Genomic DNA, 17,876 nt, shown 5'->3' on the forward strand with positions numbered 1-17,876 from the left:
GATTAAGAATTGGTTGCGGGGGCCGGATTTGAACCGACGACCTTCGGGTTATGAGCCCGACGAGCTACCAGGCTGCTCCACCCCGCGTCCGTCTTAATACAATTTTCTATCTTACTATTTAACTCTTGTTGCACAATGTGTAATTGGTTGCGGGGGCCGGATTTGAACCGACGACCTTCGGGTTATGAGCCCGACGAGCTACCAGGCTGCTCCACCCCGCGTCCGTCATTACACTTTTACTTCTGTTGCTGTTTTCACAGCTGAACCGCTATTCTACCTAATTAGTCTTAATTTTCAAGACCATCGGACGACATTTGATACTGCTGGTAGCCAGTATCGGTTGGTTGCGGGGGCCGGATTTGAACCGACGACCTTCGGGTTATGAGCCCGACGAGCTACCAGGCTGCTCCACCCCGCGTCCGATTGAGCGCACTATACTCTGGATGAGATCTGTTGCAAGTAGTTTTGCCACTTAATTTAGGTAAATAGGTTTTTTCGATTAATTTATCCACTATCTGTTCCCTTTTTCCTCACAACGGCAGCAGGGGATTTTTTTCCACCTGCTGATTCCTTTATCCATAGGCGTTTGTTATGGTTCGCCGGTAGATAAAATAAGTAAGAGAAGGCGTGAAATGACAAGTCGTTGGGGCAAATACCTATTGAGTGGAATAATGATTGCTGTTCTGGCTGGCTGCCAATCACGGCCAACCGATCGTGGACAGCAATATAAGGATGGGCATCTGGAGCAGCCACTGGAGTTGGTGAATGAGCCAAATGCGACAGGTAAGCCAGTCAACGCAAAAGATTATTCTGATCAGGTGAAAGTGATTAACCAATCCTCACCAGGTCTGTATGGCCGCAATAGTAGTACATTTAATGCGGTAGAAAACTGGATGTTAGCGGGTGCTGACACCAGCAAATTAACTCTATTTGGTCTAAATGCCTACCAGATGGAAGGCGTGGATAACTTCGGCAATGTGCAATTTACCGGTTATTACACCCCAGTGCTGCAGGCGCGCTATACCCCACAAGGCGAATTCCGTTACCCACTTTATCGTATGCCTGCTAAGAAAAAGGGGCGCTTACCCGATCGCGCTTCAATATATGCTGGCGCATTAGATAGCCGTAATTTAGTTATCGCGTACACCAATTCATTGGTGGATAACTTTATGATGGAAGTACAGGGCAGCGGCTATGTCGATTATGGTGATGGGCGACCACTGACTTTCTTCGGCTATGCGGGTAAAAACGGCCATGCTTACCGCAGTATCGGTAAGGTATTGATTGATCGCGGAGAAGTTGCTAAAGCCGATATGTCGATGCAGGCTATCCGTCACTGGGCTGAAACTCACAGCGAAGCTGAAGTCAGAGAGTTATTAGAGCAGAATCCCTCTTTTGTCTTCTTTAAACCGGAAATGTATGCGCCGGTAAAAGGGGCCAGTGCAGTTCCTTTGATAGCCAAAGCCTCGGTTGCTTCTGACCGTTCGCTGATCCCGGCGGGTACTACGCTGTTGGCTGAAGTTCCCTTACTGGATAAGCAGGGGAAATTCACCGGCCAATATCAGATGCGGCTGATGGTCGCACTGGATGTAGGTGGGGCAATTAAGGGGCAACACTTTGATATCTATCAGGGAATTGGTCATGAGGCAGGGCAGGCCGCTGGTTTCTACAACCATTATGGTCGTGTTTGGGTGCTGAAAAATGCCCAAAGTAATGGCCCACTATTTACTGCTTATCAAGGTGGTGCTAAAACAGCACCCGCTGGCAATGGTTCATCATTATTGGTGAGCAATCAAAGTCAGTAAGCCGATGGTTTGATGTAATAGAGTCACTATTTATCAGGCGGCCAACTGGCCGCTTTTGCATTTTCTCCACCAATTTATTAGAGCCATTTATTATTTCTAAGTTATTAAGGTAACAACTCTATGAGCACAGCCTTTTCCGAAGCTTACCAGCAGCGTTTTGGTGGTATCGCGCGCCTTTATGGGCAGCAGGCGCTGACACTTTTTTCACAGGCGCATGTTTGTGTGATAGGCATTGGCGGCGTGGGATCTTGGGCGGCGGAAGCATTGGCACGAACTGGTATTGGCGCAATCACGCTGATTGATATGGATGATGTTTGCGTCACCAATACTAATCGCCAGATCCATGCACTGCGGCACAATGTCGGGCAGGCTAAAACCGAAGTGATGGCGGAACGCATTCTGGCTATCAATCCTGAATGCCGAGTGACTTGTATCGATGATTTCATTACTGCAGATAATGTTGCTGAGCTTTTAAATAATAATTTTAGCTATGTCATTGATGCGATAGATAGTGTTCGCCCAAAAGCAGCACTGCTCTCCTACTGTCGCCGCTATAAAATCCCGGTAGTGACCACCGGTGGTGCGGGTGGGCAAATCGATCCAACCCGCATTGAAGTGGTTGATCTGGCGAAAACCATTCAGGACCCACTGGCGGCAAAGCTACGCGAAAGGCTGAAACATGATTTTAACGTGGTAAAAAACAGCAAAGGTAAACTGGGGATCGACTGTGTTTTCTCCAGTGAACCATTGGTTTACCCGCAGGCCGATGGTTCGGTCTGTGCATCCCGCACTACCGCTGAGGGGCCAAAGAAAATGGATTGCACTTCCGGCTTCGGTTCGGCAACCATGGTCACCGCGACCTTTGGTTTTGTTGCGGTATCCCATGCATTGAAAAAAATGATGGCGAAAGCGGCACGTCAGGCGTAATTATTCTCTGCCGTTTATCGCGAGATATATTGGGCCGCGATCGCCCGCACTCCCTGCGCCAGTGCTTGCAGACCACTGGCGCGTGAGCTACTTAATTGCTGGCGTAAGCCGAGTTGATCAAACAGAGCCAAGGGGTCTTCTGCCAGGACCTGCTGTGGTGTTTGGCCTTCCACTGCGGTTAATATCACCGCCAATAACCCACGAACAATACGCCCTTCACTGTCGCCGTAGAAATGTAAGCGCCCATCTGGCAGATGCTGATGCCCCAACCACACTCGGTTTTCACAGCCGGTCAGTTCCAGTTCATTTTGTTTCAATGATTCTGGTAATGGCGGGAGTTGCTTAGCCAGCAAAATTAACTGGCGATAACGATCTTCCCACTGTTTATGGGCACTGAATGTCTCGATAAGTTGAGCTACAGTAATATCGTGACCAAAAGGGTGTGGCGCAATCATCATTTTCTCGTTTTATTGCATGTTGATATTTATCGAAATTATCATCTGTTGATGCTTAATCTTGCAACAGATCCAGTGCTTTAGCGATCGCGGCGCAAAGCATTTCAACATCGTCAGCGGTATTGTATGGCGCGAATGATGCCCGCAGGCTGCCATTTATCCCCAGTGCTGCCATAAGTGGCTGTGCGCAGTGCTGCCCTGCGCGTAACGCAATACCTTGTTCCGCCAGCAATGTCACCAAATCGCTGTGATGAATGCCATCGAAAGTGAAGGCTAACAAGCTCGATTGCTGGCAACGGAAGCTGCGAAAGCCCGGTAATTCAGCCAACTTATTCTCAGCCATCGTGGCTAAACTTTGGCTATATGCCTCAGCCTCTTCCAGATCAATATATTCAAGCCAACTGAGCACCGCTGATAAGCCAATCACACCGGCAATATTTGGCGTGCCCGCTTCAAAGCGGTAGGGCACCTCGTGGGGGGTGAAACCACCGAATGAAGCATGAGTGAGCATTTTCCCGCCACCTTGCCAGGCGGGCATCTCTTCCAGTAATTCTGATTTACCGTACAGCACCCCAATACCGGTCGGGCCGTAGAGTTTATGAGCGGAAAAAGCATAAAAATCAATATCCAATGCTTGAACATCAGCCGGACTGTGAACAATACCTTGCGCGCCATCCACCATAACCACACACTCATATTGATGAGCGAGTGCTATTGCATCCGCCAATTCAGGACTACCACCAGTGACATTAGACATCTGCCCCAGCGCTAAGATGCGCGTTTTACCATTTAGCAACTGTGGAAGTTGTGATAAATCGGGTAGATGGTCAAGACCGATAGGTAACTTAATGATTCTGGCACAGGTCTGTTCTGCAACCATAATCCAGGGGATTAGGTTTGCATGATGTTCTGCTTCGCTGACAATAATTTCATCTCCAGCTTGCAGGCGAGGGCGAGCATAACTTTGCGCCACGAGGTTAATCGCTTCGGTGGTGCCGCGGGTCCAAACGATATTTTCTGCTGCGGGAGCATTGATAAAGTCAGCCACCTGTTGGCGAGTCTCTTCAAAGCGGACCGTCAATGATAATGCCGATTGATGCTGACTGCGATGCACTGTCGCGGAGTCCTGCTGATAAAACAGCTGGGTTGCCTCAATCATGGCGCGGGGCTTCAGGGCAGTTGCCGCGCTGTCCAGATAGATAATCTCATCGCTAATTGCCGGAAATTCCTGACGAAAATTCGTTGGATTAAAAGCCTTCATACCGTTTTTTATATCCTTGGGTTCACTTCGGAACTGTCTCATTCTGGCGCATTTTGCTCATAAATTACCCACTAATGGCCCTGATGGCTGGAAATATGTCATAAGCGGGTTATGCTAAATAGTAACGGACACAACCATTTGTCTGGTAATTGAATCGAGTTTTTCAGCATTTTAATCTGCAAGGAGTCACCTATGAAGAAGACAGCTGCCGCAATTTCTGCACTTATGCTCACTTTTACTCTAGCAGCCTGTTCAAGCAACTATGTTATGCATACTAATGATGGTCGCACTATCGTTGCTGATGGTAAACCTAAAGTAGATGATGAGACAGGAATGATAAGTTACACCGATGCTAATGGCACCGAGCTGCAAATTAATCGTTCAGAAGTCAAAGAGATGGCTGAGGGTAATTAGCTTTATGCTAAGTCATTGTTGAAATGATATCTAAAAAACTGTGATAACAACTTAAATGTAAGCTCTGACTGATGTGCCATACCAAGTGGCGCTTACATTTAAGCTCTAAAAACTAAGTAAACTCTAAAATTTGGGTAAAAAAAAGCACCGCGAAAGTGGCGGTGCTGCATAAAATCACTATGGACAGACAGGGTAAATGTACAGGAAGTGAAAAAAAAACAGTAGCTTAGCTACTATGTCTGGTATACCAGACCATTTGCAAACACAACATCACAACCACAAAGCCAAAAGCATTTCAGTACCTGGATACTAAACCTACTTTTCGTTCCGGCTTGGGAAGTGCCGCCACTATAGGTATTTGCTGGCACATCATCAACGGACAATTTATAATGCCTCGGATTATAAAAACTAATAAGTAAACAAAGGGTTTCATCTGAGGATGAACCGTTATAAAAAAGTATCCAACTCATGTCAAAACGACTACCACCCTTGAATGCTTTGCGGGTTTTCGATGCGGCCGCACGCCACCTAAGTTTTACTAAAGCGGCTGACGAGTTATTTGTTACCCAAGCTGCGGTTAGCCACCAGATAAAGTCCCTGGAGGATTTTCTCGGGCTAAAATTGTTCCGCCGCCGCAACCGCTCTTTGTTGCTGACCGAAGAGGGGCAGAGCTATTACCTCGATATCAAAGAGATTTTTACCTCCATCAATGAAGCCACCCGCAAATTACAGGCCCGCAGTGCGAAAGGTGCATTGACGGTAAGTCTGCCCCCCAGTTTTGCTATCCAATGGCTGGTGCCACGTCTTTCTGGATTTAATGCTGCTTATCCGGGCATTGATGTCAGGATTCAGGCGGTGGATCGGGAAGAGGATAAACTCGCTGATGATGTCGATGTCGCGATATTTTATGGTCGGGGCAATTGGACCGGCTTGCGCACTGAACGTCTGTATGCTGAATTCTTACTCCCGGTCTGCGCTCCTGGCTTATTAATGGGTGAGCATGGATTAAAAGTACCGGCAGATCTGGCTTATCATACGCTGTTGCATGATACTTCCCGCCGAGACTGGATGGCGTATACCCGTCAACTGGGGGTGCCGCAGATTAATGTGCAACAAGGGCCGATATTCAGCCATAGCGCCATGGTGGTTCAGGCTGCCGTTCATGGGCAAGGCATTGCGTTGGTGAATAATGTGATGGCGCAGTCTGAGATTGAAGCCGGGCGATTGGTGTGCCCATTTAATGACGTATTGGTCAGTAAAAATGCTTTTTATCTGGTTTGCCATGACAGTCAGGCAGAACTGGGTAAAATAGCCGCCTTTCGTCAGTGGATACTGGCAAGAGCTGCCAGTGAGCAGGAGAAATTGCGTTTTCGTTATGACAAATGATTGATCATGGTGTTAAGCGATCACCCTCTCTGCACAGTCATGACCACCCATTCACGATGGTCGCTGGCTACGATAAAATAGGTTATTGCCTGATATCACGACATACCTAAAGTTATGGGTGTTGCAGCACACGTGCTTGCAGCGCCAAGTAGCAAAGGTATCACTCTATCTAATTCAAGGTTAATGGCGATGAACAGTCGGTTAATGCTGATATTTGCCGCGCTGAGCGGTTTTTTCTATGTGGCTTTAGGCGCCTTTGGTGCCCATGTATTGAGCGCCACAATGGGGCCGAATGAGATGGCCTGGATCCGTACCGGGCTGGAGTACCAAGGGTTCCATACGTTGGCGATTCTGGCATTGGCTGTTGCGATGCAACGGCAGATAAGTATTTGGTTTTACTGGAGTGGAGCCTTGCTAGCGCTCGGAACGCTACTCTTTAGTGGCAGTTTATACTGCCTGGCTCTATCGCACCTGAAACTGTGGGTATATATCACGCCAGTAGGCGGAGTATGCTTCTTGGCGGGATGGATTTTGATGTTGATTGGCGCACTGCGTCTAAGAAAAAGGGCAGAACGCCATGAATAATAAAATTGCTTTATATTGCCGCTCCGGCTTTGAGAAAGAGTGTGCGGCAGAAATTACCGCGAAAGCGGCACAGCTCGAAATTTTTGGTTTCGCGCGAGTCAAAGATAATAGCGGCTATGTGCTGTTTGAGTGTTATCAGTTGGAAGATGCTGATCGTTTGATTCGTGAGGTGCCATTCCGCGAGCTGATTTTTGCCCGTCAAATGATGGTGGTGGGTGAGTTATTGAAAGACCTGCCACCGGAAGATCGTGTGTCACCCATTGTGGGTATGTTGACCGGCGTTATCGAAAAAGCGGGTGAATTACGGGTTGAAGTCCCAGATACTAATGAAAGCAAAGAGTTACTGAAGTTTTGTCGTAAGCTGACAGTCCCTTTGCGTAGTGCTATGCGCGAACAAAAAATATTATCCGCCCGTGAAAATGCTCACCGCCCTGTGGTGCATGTGTTCTTTATCGCGTCAGGTTGTTGTTATGTCGGCTACTCCTATAGTAATAACAACTCCCCATTCTATATGGGGATCCCGCGTCTTAAATTCCCATCAGATGCGCCAAGCCGCTCAACATTAAAATTGGAAGAAGCTTTCCATATGTTCATCCCTGCGGATGAATGGGAGGAGCGCTTGGCCAGTGGTATGCATGCTGTTGATTTAGGTGCATGTCCCGGCGGTTGGACTTATCAGTTAGTGCAACGCAGCATGATGGTTCAGGCCATTGATAACGGTGCTATGGCGCAAAGCCTGATGGATACTGGGCAGGTGACACATCACCGTGTTGATGGTTTTAAATATGAGCCGACACGCAGCAATATCTACTGGTTAGTGTGCGATATGGTGGAGAAACCGGCTAAGGTAACCGAACTTATCATCAAGTGGTTGGTGAATGGTTGGTGCCGTGAGGCGATTTTCAACCTGAAATTGCCGATGAAAAAGCGTTTTGAAATCGTTTCAGAGAATCTGGAAATGATGGATGAGCAGCTGAGAGAGAATGGCATCAATGCGCATATTCAAGCCAAGCAGCTCTACCATGACCGTGAAGAAGTGACGGTGCATGTGCGTCGTATTTGGTCTGGTTCTCCAGGGCGCCGTGATGAACGCGAGTAAAAGTGAGTGATATAGCGCTATAACGTTATGTTTAAGGGGCCTTTTGGCCCCTGAGGTTATTGGCAAAGTGCCGGTTGCGGAGAGAACAGCTAGATCGTAAAGACGCCGTCAATCCTTCCCTGGAGGCTCGAACCGCGCCCTCCCTGGCGCGGACGCTTTACTCTTCTACCCGTCCTCTCCGTTCCAGATCGCGCCATCGGGTTTTTTCAGCAGATTAAGGGGCCTTTTGGCCCCTTAATCTTTCTGTAAACGAAGCTGCTGTAAGTTGCCACTCAATGGTAAATCAGTTTTCAATGTGGCGATTTTTTTGCAAATAAACGCCATATCTTGATGCAGTTGCAACTTTTTACGCCATTTCTCCGGTACTGACTCCAGCCCCTGATAGAGTGCCTCTAGCGTGTTGGCCTGCTGTAGCAACAGTGTGGCCGTTTTTGCCCCAATACCCGCGACGCCGGGAATTTTACTGCTGCTGATCCCAGCAAGCCCCCAATAATCAGGCAGTTGGTGCGGTAATACGCCAAACTCCTGTTTCACAAACGGCATATCCAACCAGCGCTTTTGAAAGTAATCACGAATCTGCACATTTGGTGCCAATAGCTGGCAGTAACCTTTGTCGGTCGAAACAATCGTCACTTGATGGCCTGTGCCGCCAATTTTAGTTGCTAGCGTTGCGGCCAGATCATCGGCTTCATTGCCCGGTGAGTGCCAGCAAGCGACCCCTAGCGAATTGAATGCCTCACGGATAAGGGGCATTTCCTGCTGTAAGTTATCGGGCATCGGGGAGCGGCCCGCTTTGTAATCCGGCAGACACTGATGACGCCAACTGTCTGAGCGGTCATCTTCATCAAAAACCGCCACGGCATGTGTGGGTTGGCTGTGCTGAATCAACTGTTGCAGCGCATGTTGGCAAGCCTTAATGCAAGGCGAACCCTGCACCGCGTGAATGCGGCGAATTAAATTAAGGGCATCAACGATAAGAAGGTGGATTTGCATAGCCTGTTTTATATGAGAATTAAGCCAGTGGAGTCGGGCAGCGCTGGATCTCAATGCTGCCCGGTGATTGTACCTCTCTTTTAGCTACAGATTTCGTAGCACGGCGTATAATCACTGCCCGGCAATTTCATTCGTTGTTGAGCGATAAAGCCTTGCAATAGGCTATCCATTTGCTTCATCAATTGCGGGTCACCGTGTAATTTGAATGGCCCATTAGCTTCAATCGCCTGAATTCCCACCTCTTTCACATTGCCCGCCACAATTCCAGAGAAGGCACGGCGTAGCGCTGCGGCCAGTTTCTCAGGGGGCTGATTATGGGACAAGTTCAGATCCGCCATGTTTTCATGGGTTGGTTCAAATGGATGCTGCAGATCAGGCTCGATGCGGATTGACCAGTTAAAGCTATAAGCATCACCAGTATTGCGGCGATTCTCTTTCACTAATGGCATCGCTTTTTTCATCTGGCGAGCCACTTCATCCGGATCACCAATAATAATTTGGTAGTACTTACGCGCTTCATCACCCAGGGTATTCATGATGAACTCATCCACAACGCGGAAGTAGTCGGCACTCTCTTTCGGTCCGGTCAAAATCAGTGGCAATACCTGCTCACTGTTCTCTGGATTCATCAGAATACCTAACAGATAGAGTAGCTCTTCGGCGGTCCCTACACCGCCTGGGAAAATAATTATCCCGTGTGCGATGCGGACGAAGGCTTCCAGCCGTTTTTCAATGTCTGGCATGATAACCAGTTCATTGACCAGCGGGTTTGGCGGCTCCGCTGCAATGATTGAAGGTTCGGTCATACCGATAAAACGACTATTTCTGTAGCGCTGTTGGGCATGACCGACAGCTGCGCCTTTCATGGGGGCTTCCATCGCACCCGGCCCACAGCCAGTACAGATGTTCAACTCACGTAAACCGAGTTGGCTACCGACTTTGCGCGCGTATAAATACTCGTTTTCATTGATCGAATGGCCCCCCCAACAAACAACCATATTCGGCTCTTCATCAATATGCAGGGCGCGGGCATTACGTAAAATAGAGAAAACCAAGTTGGTCAAATGGCTGGAGCTTCCCATATTCAAATGCTGGTCATGTTCCGCACTAACAATTTGGCCATTCACAAATAAGATGTCGCGCAGTACGGCAAAGAGGTTCGCCTGCAAAGAACGGATGATTTTACCATCCACAAAGGCATGCTCTGGCGGATTCACCAGTTCGAGCTTCACACCACGCTCGCGGCGCAGTACGTTGATATCAAAGGTTTCATAGCGCGATAAAAGCTCTTTGCTGTTATCAGTCAGGCTACCTGAGTTGAGAACGGCCAATGAGCAGTTGCGGAACAAACGGTACAGATCACTGCTAGCTGTTCGCTTGAGCATATCCACTTCTAGCTGTGATAACAGATCCATTGAGCCGAGTGGGCTGATATGTGTAATCAAAGTTGCTCCTTTACACCCTTGAGGGTGGTAGTGCCCGTGTATCAGAATGCTACTTTCTATTTTGCTTAGGAATATCAGAGAGATCTTTCAGTATTCAGTTTGTGTTTTTTTGCTGAAAATAGCCGGAAGATACTGTAATTAACCTTAACGTTGTCCCCCGCATTTTGCCAACATTAACGTGCACTGGGCTAAAATGTTGCGCACATGCGCGCATTTATTGCCGTGCCAGACGACCTACTGACGGTACAAAATGGGTGTTGGAGCGCCAGGGATTGATATCCAATCCTCCACGACGGGTATAGCGGGCATAGACGGACAAGGTTTCCGGCTGACAAAAACGCATGATGTCATTGAAGATGCGCTCCACACACTGCTCGTGAAATTCATTGTGATGGCGGAAAGAGACCAGATAGCGCAGCAGTGCTTCGCGGTTAATTTGCCGACCACTGTAGCTGATTTGCACTGATCCCCAATCGGGTTGGTGGGTGATCAGGCAGTTGGATTTGAGCAGGTGGCTGACGAGGCTCTCTGCTACGTGATTCGCCCCAGCCGCGCCTTGCAGATAATCTGCACTGAATTCATAGCTATCAATGCGAATATCTTGCTGATCCAGACACTCTCCCGCAAAATTGGTAATCGGCTGATCCGCTATTTCATCGAGCCGGTACAGCGTGACGCTGACATCGCCCACAGCACAGGCGGCCAAATCACGTTGCAAAGTCGCCTGCACACTCTCCCAATTAGTAAAAACAGTTTGGTTAAAACTATTGAGGTAAAGTTTGAAGCTCTTTGATTCAATCAGATTGACGCTATTCGCATTGAGGCTTATTTCGCCTACCGCGACCTGCGGTAGCCCGTTGCTGTTTAGCCAGGATAGCTCATAAAGCGTCCAGATATCAGCGCCATGGAAGGGCAGGTTATCTGGATACAAGCCGAGAGGCTCGCGATTCATGCTACGTGGTACGGCTTGTAGTAAGGTCACGTCATAGTGATCGCGATAGGCGGTTGGTTTGCCCAGCGTCAGTTCCGCCAGCGCCTTGTGGTCTTGATATTCAGACATGCTGTTTCCATGATGAGAGTTCGGTACAATGGTTCTAGTTTATCAATTTATGCCGCGTTTAACTGCATTTCTAAGCGGGTGCGATACCCACCATGTTGCAGTGCACGCTGCCAGGATACTGAGAATTAAGAATGGACCAGAACGTTTCAACGGCACTGAACAGTTTTACTCAACGCTATATCGATTTATGGCAGCAGCAAACCGGGCACCCTCCCGCCAGTGAAGAACTCTATGGCGTACCCTCACCCTGCATCCTAGAAACGCAGGATAATCAGGTGATTTGGCTACCTCAGCCCTGTGTTGCAGATGCCAATCTGAGCAATATTGAGCGGGCACTGGAGATTCAGCTTCATCCAGATATTCATGAGTTTTACACTTACCAATATGCGGGTGACATGGTGGCTGATCTTGGTGATCACCGTTTCAGCTTGCTGCAAGTGTGGAGCGAAGATGATTTTATCCGCTTACAGGAGAATCTGATTGGTCACCTGGTAACACAAAAAAGACTGAAACTCTCTCCGACGCTATTTTTGGCAACCACTGAGTCAGAAATGACCATGGCCTCACTGTGCAATGTCAGTGGCAATGTGGTGTTAGAGCAATTTGGCAGCGGTAAACGTACGCTATTGGCTTCGATGCTTATACATTTCCTGGATGCATTACGCCCCGTATTGCCTGAATAAATAAGTGGTTATCCTGTATTCAGAGGCCCGTGCGTGTGAGAGATCTCGCACATGGGCTGTGAGACATCACTTCTATTGCTCATATGTAAAATTCTTGTACCAGATTTATCTTCAATAAAATCATTTTGTTATAAACGTTCATTTTTTTATATGAAAAAGTGTCAGCATCAATACCCTTACAGTACCTTGTCACCCTTTGTCGTTTAAGCGATCCTTCTACTCGCTGGATAGGATCTGGCGGAGAAGGAAGGTAGCGGATGCTACCACTTCAGGATGAAGAACACAGGGACTGCTTAGGACGAGTGAAGGGACGTTTCAGGATGAAACATAGGACACCTCCAGGATGGAGATTGAGAGCCGGTTCAGGATGGATGGTGGGTTAGGATAACTTCAGGATTAGCACCGGGATGGTGTAGGACAACGCTACGGATTGCTGGTTAGGATAACCGAACGGAAAAGTTTTCAAGGATTGAGCAGGGAGCATCACTTTTAGCTGGATAGCTATAAAACGAATCGAGGGGTACTGGTAAAACAGTACCCCTTTTTTTATCCACATTTTGCTTAGGTTATATCTGTTGCCTATGGTGTGAGTTTGGGCATAGCCTGCTTCAGTGGTATGCTTTGCCGCCGTTGAATCAGCCCGGTGAATGGCTGTTTTTGGTTGAGAGTAGAATCATGAATATAGAAAATAAAGTGCGCCAGAGCCTTCAGGATATTGAGCTAGCTATGCGGACCATTGATCTCTGGCAAACAGTTCCGCCGCAAGCAGAAGCTTTCGAAAGCAATGAACCTTTCAGCATCGACACTATGGATGCTGAGCAGTGGTTGCAATGGGTGCTTATTCCCCGGATGTATGCATTGCTGGAATCAAATGGCCCACTTCCCACCCGTTTTGCTATCACGCCCTATTTTGAAGAGGCGCTGAGTGGTGATGACCGGCCCGATTGCACCACACTGCTGGTGCACTTACAGCGTCTCGATGACCTGCTAAATAAAGAAAGTGCCTAATGCTGGAAATAATCTATCAAGACGAACATATAGTTGCAGTGAATAAACCGGCTGGTTGGCTGGTTCATCGCAGCTGGCTGGACAGTAATGAAACCGTATTTGTGATGCAAACGGTACGCGACCAAATCGGTCAACATGTCTATACCGTGCACCGTCTGGATCGTCCGACATCGGGGGTATTGTTGATGGCGCTATCCAGCGATGTTGCTCGTGCGCTCTCTTTGCAGTTTGAGCAGCATCAAATTCAGAAAACATATCATGCGGTAGTCCGTGGATATGTGCTGGAGGGGGGGACGGTTGATTACGAAATGACCGAAGAGCTGGATAAGATTGCTGATAAATTTTCTCGCCCAGATAAAGCACCACAGCCTTCAGTCACTCATCATCAGCCGCTTGCACAAGTGGAAATGCCTGTGGCCATTGGCCGCTACGACACTGCGCGCTTTAGCTTAATGGAGCTGAAGCCGGAAACAGGACGTAAGCATCAGTTGCGGCGGCATATGGCGCATATCCGTCATCCAATCATCGGTGATAGCACTCACGGTGACTTACGACAGAATCGTGGCGTTGCACAACACTTTGATTGCTCAAGACTTATGCTGCATGCGAGCCATTTAGAACTGAATCATCCGGTGACCGGTGAAGCTCTTTCGCTTACTGCGCGTTGGGATGAGTCCTGGCAAGGATTGATGTCACATTTTGGTTGGTCGGGCATTGCCCCTCATCTTGAAAGGGTTGAGTTTTCTGTAGCCGCCAGTCAGGATAGTGAATAATTTTTTCTAGCTAAAAGGGTATCTATTTTATGGCTCAGATCGGGATTTTTGTTGGCACAGTCTACGGTAACGCACTGTTAGTGGCAGAAGAGGCTGAGAATATACTGAAAGAGCAGGGCCACGACGTCAAAGTGTTCGACGAGGGTACCTTAGAGGCCTGGCAATACTATCGCCAACATTATGTTCTGGTGATCACCTCGACCACCGGGCAGGGCGACTTTCCCGATAGCATTGCTTCGCTCTTTGTGGCGGTTCGCGATCAGGTCGGATTCCAGCCTGAGCTACGCTATGGTGTCATTGCTCTGGGTGACAGCAGTTATGATAATTTCTGCGGCGCTGGGCGTGCATTTGATGAGTTGCTACAAGAGCAGGGGGCAACTCGGATTGGTGAAAAATTAGAGATTGATGCTATTGAGCAGCCAGAGCCGGAAGCGGTTTCCGCGCCATGGGTCGAGCAATGGGGGCGATTAGTTCAGTAATAAGCAGTAGTTTGGCCTCAGGGTTAATAATTAATTTACATAATAAAACTGAGGCTACTCCTTTATAAACTTCAATATTTCTTCATTTCTCATAATTAACCCACACTTAAATGGTTCATCAATGGTCTCTGTGTAATGTTGCTGCGACTGCCAATGCAGTGACTTATTTACTTTTTTTAAGAGACACAGCACTATGAATAGTACTTTTCTTTCTGTTACATCGGATCAATTGGGTTGTGGTAGCTTACCTTCAGGTTATGATGAAATCATATTTGAACTTTCAGAGGGCAAACCGGTTTACGATATTTTTTTACCTGACTATCCTGCCGATAATAGCAGAGTTGTTATTCGTTCTTCAGCAACCTGGGATGCAATGTTACATCTGCCTTTCACCTCAGTGAAAGTTAAGCCTAGCAGTGAATACTCTCTTGAATATCAATCAGATATTCAGCAATGGAGTATCAAAGGAACAGATATAAATTATCTGACGCCAAACAGTGATGGCAATATTACTCCTGATAATCCTAGCCATCTTACCTGCTATTCGATGGATGATAGTAATCACGCAGATGAAGTGACTCTGCCAACTAGAGCAGAAGATGGCGATATCATTGTTATTAGCTCAACAGCAGAATTTGATTCAAAAATTTCTGGTGTTAATAGATTAAGTAAAGAGGAAAAAACACTTAAGCGTGGCGATCACTATATTTTCAGATATCAGTCTAAATGTAATGGCACTGGCTGGGTGCTTGACTCTTTACCCATCCAACCACAGGAAGATATTAGTGATGAAAGCCCTGATTCAGAAGTTTTTATTAGCTATATAGATGATAGTGATGAGGTGGTTAAATTTACATATGATCTGTCAGATGATAATTGGACTGACGAGATTGTATTACCAACACAACCGACGGATAAATGCAAAGTTGAGATTAGTTCTTCCGCAGCTAAAAATTCAACACTAAATCTACCATTTGGCTCATTGAGTATTAAAAATGGTGATCAATATTTCCTCGAATATCACGCTGATACTCAGCAATGGAGTGTAAAAGGAACAGATATTGATTTTCTGACGCCAAACAGTGGTGGCCATACTCCTCCTGCCAAACAACAGACTAATATTAGTAATGAATCACTGGGTTCAACTCCAGATGTTACCGATGGCGTAGTGAGTGAAGAAGTCGATATAAATGTTAATAATGAAGAGAAGCAAAAGCGAAAAGCACGGCCGATAGCTAACCCCTTATCCACTACACCGAATAAATTAAAGAGTGGCTTATTACCTTCAGGCCATAGTGAGGTGGAGTTCAAACTTTCAGATGGTAACTGGACTAAAGATATCTTTTTACCACTGCAACCTGAGCAGGGGGATCGCGTTGTTATTCAATCTTTTGCAGGATATAATGCATACCTGCATCTACCATTTACCACAATAAAAATTGAAACTGGCAGTAAATACTCTCTTGAATACCGTGAAGATATACAGCAATGGAATATCCAGGGGACAGATATTAACTTCCTGACGCCAGACAGTGTCGGCAATACTATTCCTGATAAGTTAAAAGGTATTACCTACTATATGATGGAAAGCTATAACTGGGTGCCTGAAATTAGGCTTCCAGCTGCCGCCGAGGATGGGGCGCTTATTATTATCCGCTCTGCCGCAACAAACAGTGAGGCAAAAATCGCTGCGGAGAATTTGCTATATAACAGCACCAGCACGATAAAAAGTGGTGATCAGTATGTTTTAAAATATCTGAAAAAATTCAATGGTTGGGTATTTGAATCTGCGCCAATAAGAAGAGCCGAGTTTGATAGCACTGATGGAGAGATACCATATCCAACAGGAAAAAACACGCTGGTCGATATTACTGATAGTCATTGGTTGGCCAAAATAAAACTGCCTGAGCAAGCTGGGGACCGTGATAAAATCACACTGAAGTCATCAACTGACAAGATAACGATAATTGATACTACCCATATTAATGATCCGGGGGTGATGAAGCTCCGTAATGGCGAACAGTATGATTTTTTCTATATTGCTGAAAATGGAAAGTGGCAATTAATCAGTTCGCCGGATACGGTTTATCAAGCGCAAGATATTCTTAGTGGAGAAGTTCCTGAATTACGCACGCCACGAACGATCATTAATATATCTACCGATAATTATCAGCCAGAATTACGGTTACCGACAAACCCGTTATCAGGTAGTCGGGTTATCATTAATAGTGATGCTGAGTCAGATATTTCAGTTTCGGCGGGTAAAGAAAACTATAAAGTCTCTCAGGGTGAGACGGTGGCATTTAAAGTGGATGAGCAAGGGCTATGGTTCCGCGAAACAGTCACCATTGATATGTTATTGCTTTACAGCGATAAAGCCGCAGATAAGTTTGGTGAAGATGTCATTCGGGCTCAGTTGATAGAAGAACTTAATATAACCAATGAGGCTCTGGAAAATTCTGGGGCCAACTTTCGCTACCGTATGGTGGGTTTACGGCAGATAGAGGCGAAAGCGCACTGGCGCGGGTTGATAGATCCTCTTCGGGATTTACGTGATGATACTCTTGTACAAGAGTGGCGGGATACGTTAAAAGCTGATGGTATTTATTATAAAGGTACTGAAGATGGTTGTGGGTTGTCATGGCTAGGCACCCACAATAATAGCAAGAATATGGTTGCCACAGGTTCAACAAATTGTGGAAAAGCCGTTATGCGCCATGAAATGGGCCATAATATGGGCCTGAAACATTATCATAGTGATGGCTCATATAATGCAGGTTACGGGCTTTTATCAACTATTATGGCTGACAATTCGATTCCCTATTATTCCAACCCAAATCGCTATACTGCAGATTACGGCATACCAATGGGAATTGTGGGTGCACATGATGCTGTGCGGGCAATGAATGAGCGCTCTGCGACAGTCGCGGGCTACCGTTAAATGGCAGATCACGATTAATAGATTTGAGTTAGGGCTGAATTAAGCCCCTATTGTGGCGTGATGTTTACGCCACAATAGGTATCAGACTTAATATCTACCCTACGATTTAACTGCAACCGATTTAACGGCCACTGGTTAATTTTTCCAGGTCAGATTCAATCTCAGAAATTTTATTGGCGACCACACTCTCTAAATGACGCAGGTCATCCAGGATTTTACGTTTTAAATCAACTTCAATCTGATCGCGTTTGCACAATTGATCTAACTCATCAATGACATAACGTAGATTGGGGTTGATTTCATTGATCTCTTTGTAGCCATGGCCTGCATTATCCGCCACCACTGTTTTGCGTTGGCGCGGATATTTGAATTTCACACTTTTCGCGAAAAATTCGCCCTTATCTTTGCGGAAATAAATTTTCAGAATGTCGTTATTGGCCTCCTGACGCAGGCTATAGCGATCGACATCTTCTGGTTGTGTAATTCCTAAGCTTTTCAGATTGTCATACATAGCGCCACCTTTTTGGTTTTATATTCCACAGTTTTCTATTGTGACGGTAAA

The 17,876-nt window shown here is 46.8% G+C and carries 17 protein-coding genes and 3 tRNA genes; 11 read left to right on the forward strand and 9 right to left on the reverse strand.

Annotation, left to right across the window (positions count from 1 at the left end; genetic code table 11):
* Positions 1-10: 10 nt before the first annotated feature.
* The 3 genes from FFE93_RS04750 to FFE93_RS04760 form a co-directional block, all read right to left on the reverse strand.
* A tRNA-Met gene (locus tag FFE93_RS04750) sits at positions 11-87 on the reverse strand.
* 57 nt (positions 88-144) lie between these two features.
* Positions 145-221: transfer RNA gene (locus tag FFE93_RS04755), tRNA-Met, on the reverse strand.
* A gap of 120 nt (positions 222-341) precedes the next feature.
* Positions 342-418 (reverse strand) — tRNA-Met (locus FFE93_RS04760).
* A 214-nt stretch (positions 419-632) separates the two neighbouring features.
* Here FFE93_RS04760 and mltA point away from each other — a divergent pair.
* Positions 633-1,805 (forward strand): murein transglycosylase A, encoded by a 1,173-nt coding sequence (gene mltA / locus FFE93_RS04765; RefSeq protein WP_049602556.1) that lies wholly within the window; start codon positions 633-635, stop codon positions 1,803-1,805.
* 120 nt (positions 1,806-1,925) lie between these two features.
* Positions 1,926-2,732 (forward strand): tRNA cyclic N6-threonylcarbamoyladenosine(37) synthase TcdA, encoded by an 807-nt coding sequence (gene tcdA / locus FFE93_RS04770; protein ID WP_005272934.1) that lies wholly within the window; start codon positions 1,926-1,928, stop codon positions 2,730-2,732.
* Between the two features lie 14 nt (positions 2,733-2,746).
* Here the strand turns inward: tcdA and csdE are convergent, their stop codons facing one another.
* Together csdE and csdA are read right to left on the reverse strand one after the other, a co-directional pair.
* Complete coding sequence (gene csdE, locus FFE93_RS04775) at positions 2,747-3,190, reverse strand: cysteine desulfurase sulfur acceptor subunit CsdE (protein ID WP_005272938.1); 444 nt, start codon at positions 3,188-3,190, stop codon at positions 2,747-2,749.
* A gap of 52 nt (positions 3,191-3,242) precedes the next feature.
* Positions 3,243-4,448, reverse strand: a complete 1,206-nt coding sequence (csdA, locus tag FFE93_RS04780) for a cysteine desulfurase CsdA (protein WP_005272941.1) — start codon at positions 4,446-4,448, stop codon at positions 3,243-3,245.
* A 192-nt stretch (positions 4,449-4,640) separates the two neighbouring features.
* On the opposite strand from csdA, the gene FFE93_RS04785 reads away from it, so the two are divergent.
* The 4 genes from FFE93_RS04785 (at position 4,641) to rlmM (ending at position 7,932) form a co-directional block, all read left to right on the forward strand.
* On the forward strand, positions 4,641-4,862 hold the full coding sequence (locus tag FFE93_RS04785; RefSeq protein ID WP_032897306.1) for a YgdI/YgdR family lipoprotein: 222 nt from the start codon (positions 4,641-4,643) through the stop codon (positions 4,860-4,862).
* Between the two features lie 468 nt (positions 4,863-5,330).
* Positions 5,331-6,248: a transcriptional regulator GcvA gene (locus tag FFE93_RS04790; RefSeq protein ID WP_032897308.1), complete on the forward strand. Its 918-nt coding sequence runs from the start codon at positions 5,331-5,333 to the stop codon at positions 6,246-6,248.
* Between the two features lie 189 nt (positions 6,249-6,437).
* The gene (locus FFE93_RS04795; protein ID WP_072083871.1) at positions 6,438-6,833 is read left to right on the forward strand and encodes a DUF423 domain-containing protein; all 396 of its coding nucleotides are present in this window, start codon (positions 6,438-6,440) and stop codon (positions 6,831-6,833) included.
* Positions 6,826-7,932 carry a 23S rRNA (cytidine(2498)-2'-O)-methyltransferase RlmM gene (gene rlmM, locus FFE93_RS04800; RefSeq protein WP_032897310.1) on the forward strand — a complete coding sequence of 369 codons (1,107 nt, stop codon included), beginning with the start codon at positions 6,826-6,828 and terminating at the stop codon, positions 7,930-7,932. Before FFE93_RS04795 ends, rlmM begins: the two co-directional genes overlap by 8 nt.
* Before the next feature lie 234 nt (positions 7,933-8,166).
* Here rlmM and xni read toward each other — a convergent pair whose 3' ends face one another.
* From xni to queF, 3 genes are all read right to left on the reverse strand, one after another.
* Positions 8,167-8,925, reverse strand: a complete 759-nt coding sequence (gene xni, locus FFE93_RS04805) for a flap endonuclease Xni (RefSeq protein WP_049602558.1) — start codon at positions 8,923-8,925, stop codon at positions 8,167-8,169.
* Positions 8,926-9,005: 80 nt separating this feature from the next.
* A complete protein-coding gene (gene ppnN / locus FFE93_RS04810) occupies positions 9,006-10,370 on the reverse strand; it encodes a nucleotide 5'-monophosphate nucleosidase PpnN (RefSeq protein WP_032898233.1) in 1,365 nt (454 codons plus the stop codon).
* Positions 10,371-10,584: 214 nt separating this feature from the next.
* Positions 10,585-11,430, reverse strand: coding sequence for an NADPH-dependent 7-cyano-7-deazaguanine reductase QueF (queF, locus tag FFE93_RS04815; RefSeq protein WP_054872597.1), 846 nt, complete (start codon positions 11,428-11,430; stop codon positions 10,585-10,587).
* A 131-nt stretch (positions 11,431-11,561) separates the two neighbouring features.
* Here queF and syd point away from each other — a divergent pair, with 131 nt between their 5' ends.
* From syd to FFE93_RS04840, 5 genes are all read left to right on the forward strand, one after another.
* Positions 11,562-12,113: a SecY-interacting protein gene (gene syd / locus FFE93_RS04820; protein WP_138774866.1), complete on the forward strand. Its 552-nt coding sequence runs from the start codon at positions 11,562-11,564 to the stop codon at positions 12,111-12,113.
* Positions 12,114-12,788: 675 nt separating this feature from the next.
* Positions 12,789-13,121: a YqcC family protein gene (locus FFE93_RS04825; RefSeq protein ID WP_138774867.1), complete on the forward strand. Its 333-nt coding sequence runs from the start codon at positions 12,789-12,791 to the stop codon at positions 13,119-13,121.
* Positions 13,121-13,894, forward strand: a complete 774-nt coding sequence (gene truC, locus FFE93_RS04830; RefSeq protein WP_005276079.1) for a tRNA pseudouridine(65) synthase TruC — start codon at positions 13,121-13,123, stop codon at positions 13,892-13,894. The genes FFE93_RS04825 and truC overlap by 1 nt, the downstream gene beginning before the upstream one ends.
* A gap of 29 nt (positions 13,895-13,923) precedes the next feature.
* Positions 13,924-14,373: a flavodoxin gene (locus tag FFE93_RS04835; RefSeq protein WP_005276081.1), complete on the forward strand. Its 450-nt coding sequence runs from the start codon at positions 13,924-13,926 to the stop codon at positions 14,371-14,373.
* Between the two features lie 193 nt (positions 14,374-14,566).
* Complete coding sequence (locus FFE93_RS04840) at positions 14,567-17,314, forward strand: M12 family metallo-peptidase (RefSeq protein WP_138774868.1); 2,748 nt, start codon at positions 14,567-14,569, stop codon at positions 17,312-17,314.
* A gap of 121 nt (positions 17,315-17,435) precedes the next feature.
* Here FFE93_RS04840 and FFE93_RS04845 read toward each other — a convergent pair whose 3' ends face one another.
* Positions 17,436-17,825 carry a DUF3461 family protein gene (locus FFE93_RS04845; RefSeq protein WP_005276087.1) on the reverse strand — a complete coding sequence of 130 codons (390 nt, stop codon included), beginning with the start codon at positions 17,823-17,825 and terminating at the stop codon, positions 17,436-17,438.
* Positions 17,826-17,876 lie beyond the last annotated feature (51 nt).

The organism is Yersinia sp. KBS0713, from assembly GCF_005937895.2.
Lineage (GTDB): Bacteria > Pseudomonadota > Gammaproteobacteria > Enterobacterales > Enterobacteriaceae > Yersinia > Yersinia bercovieri.

Coding starts and splice junctions, on each gene's coding strand:
- queF (WP_054872597.1), bottom strand. CDS start 11,430: ATGTCTGAATATCAAGACCACAAGGCGCTGGCGGAACTGACGCTGGGC.
- FFE93_RS04840 (WP_138774868.1), top strand. CDS start 14,567: ATGAATAGTACTTTTCTTTCTGTTACATCGGATCAATTGGGTTGTGGT.
- xni (WP_049602558.1), bottom strand. CDS start 8,925: ATGCAAATCCACCTTCTTATCGTTGATGCCCTTAATTTAATTCGCCGC.
- FFE93_RS04785 (WP_032897306.1), top strand. CDS start 4,641: ATGAAGAAGACAGCTGCCGCAATTTCTGCACTTATGCTCACTTTTACT.
- rlmM (WP_032897310.1), top strand. CDS start 6,826: ATGAATAATAAAATTGCTTTATATTGCCGCTCCGGCTTTGAGAAAGAG.
- csdE (WP_005272938.1), bottom strand. CDS start 3,190: ATGATGATTGCGCCACACCCTTTTGGTCACGATATTACTGTAGCTCAA.
- tcdA (WP_005272934.1), top strand. CDS start 1,926: ATGAGCACAGCCTTTTCCGAAGCTTACCAGCAGCGTTTTGGTGGTATC.
- FFE93_RS04835 (WP_005276081.1), top strand. CDS start 13,924: ATGGCTCAGATCGGGATTTTTGTTGGCACAGTCTACGGTAACGCACTG.
- FFE93_RS04790 (WP_032897308.1), top strand. CDS start 5,331: ATGTCAAAACGACTACCACCCTTGAATGCTTTGCGGGTTTTCGATGCG.
- FFE93_RS04845 (WP_005276087.1), bottom strand. CDS start 17,825: ATGTATGACAATCTGAAAAGCTTAGGAATTACACAACCAGAAGATGTC.
- syd (WP_138774866.1), top strand. CDS start 11,562: ATGGACCAGAACGTTTCAACGGCACTGAACAGTTTTACTCAACGCTAT.
- csdA (WP_005272941.1), bottom strand. CDS start 4,448: ATGAAGGCTTTTAATCCAACGAATTTTCGTCAGGAATTTCCGGCAATT.
- mltA (WP_049602556.1), top strand. CDS start 633: ATGACAAGTCGTTGGGGCAAATACCTATTGAGTGGAATAATGATTGCT.
- FFE93_RS04795 (WP_072083871.1), top strand. CDS start 6,438: ATGAACAGTCGGTTAATGCTGATATTTGCCGCGCTGAGCGGTTTTTTC.
- truC (WP_005276079.1), top strand. CDS start 13,121: ATGCTGGAAATAATCTATCAAGACGAACATATAGTTGCAGTGAATAAA.
- FFE93_RS04825 (WP_138774867.1), top strand. CDS start 12,789: ATGAATATAGAAAATAAAGTGCGCCAGAGCCTTCAGGATATTGAGCTA.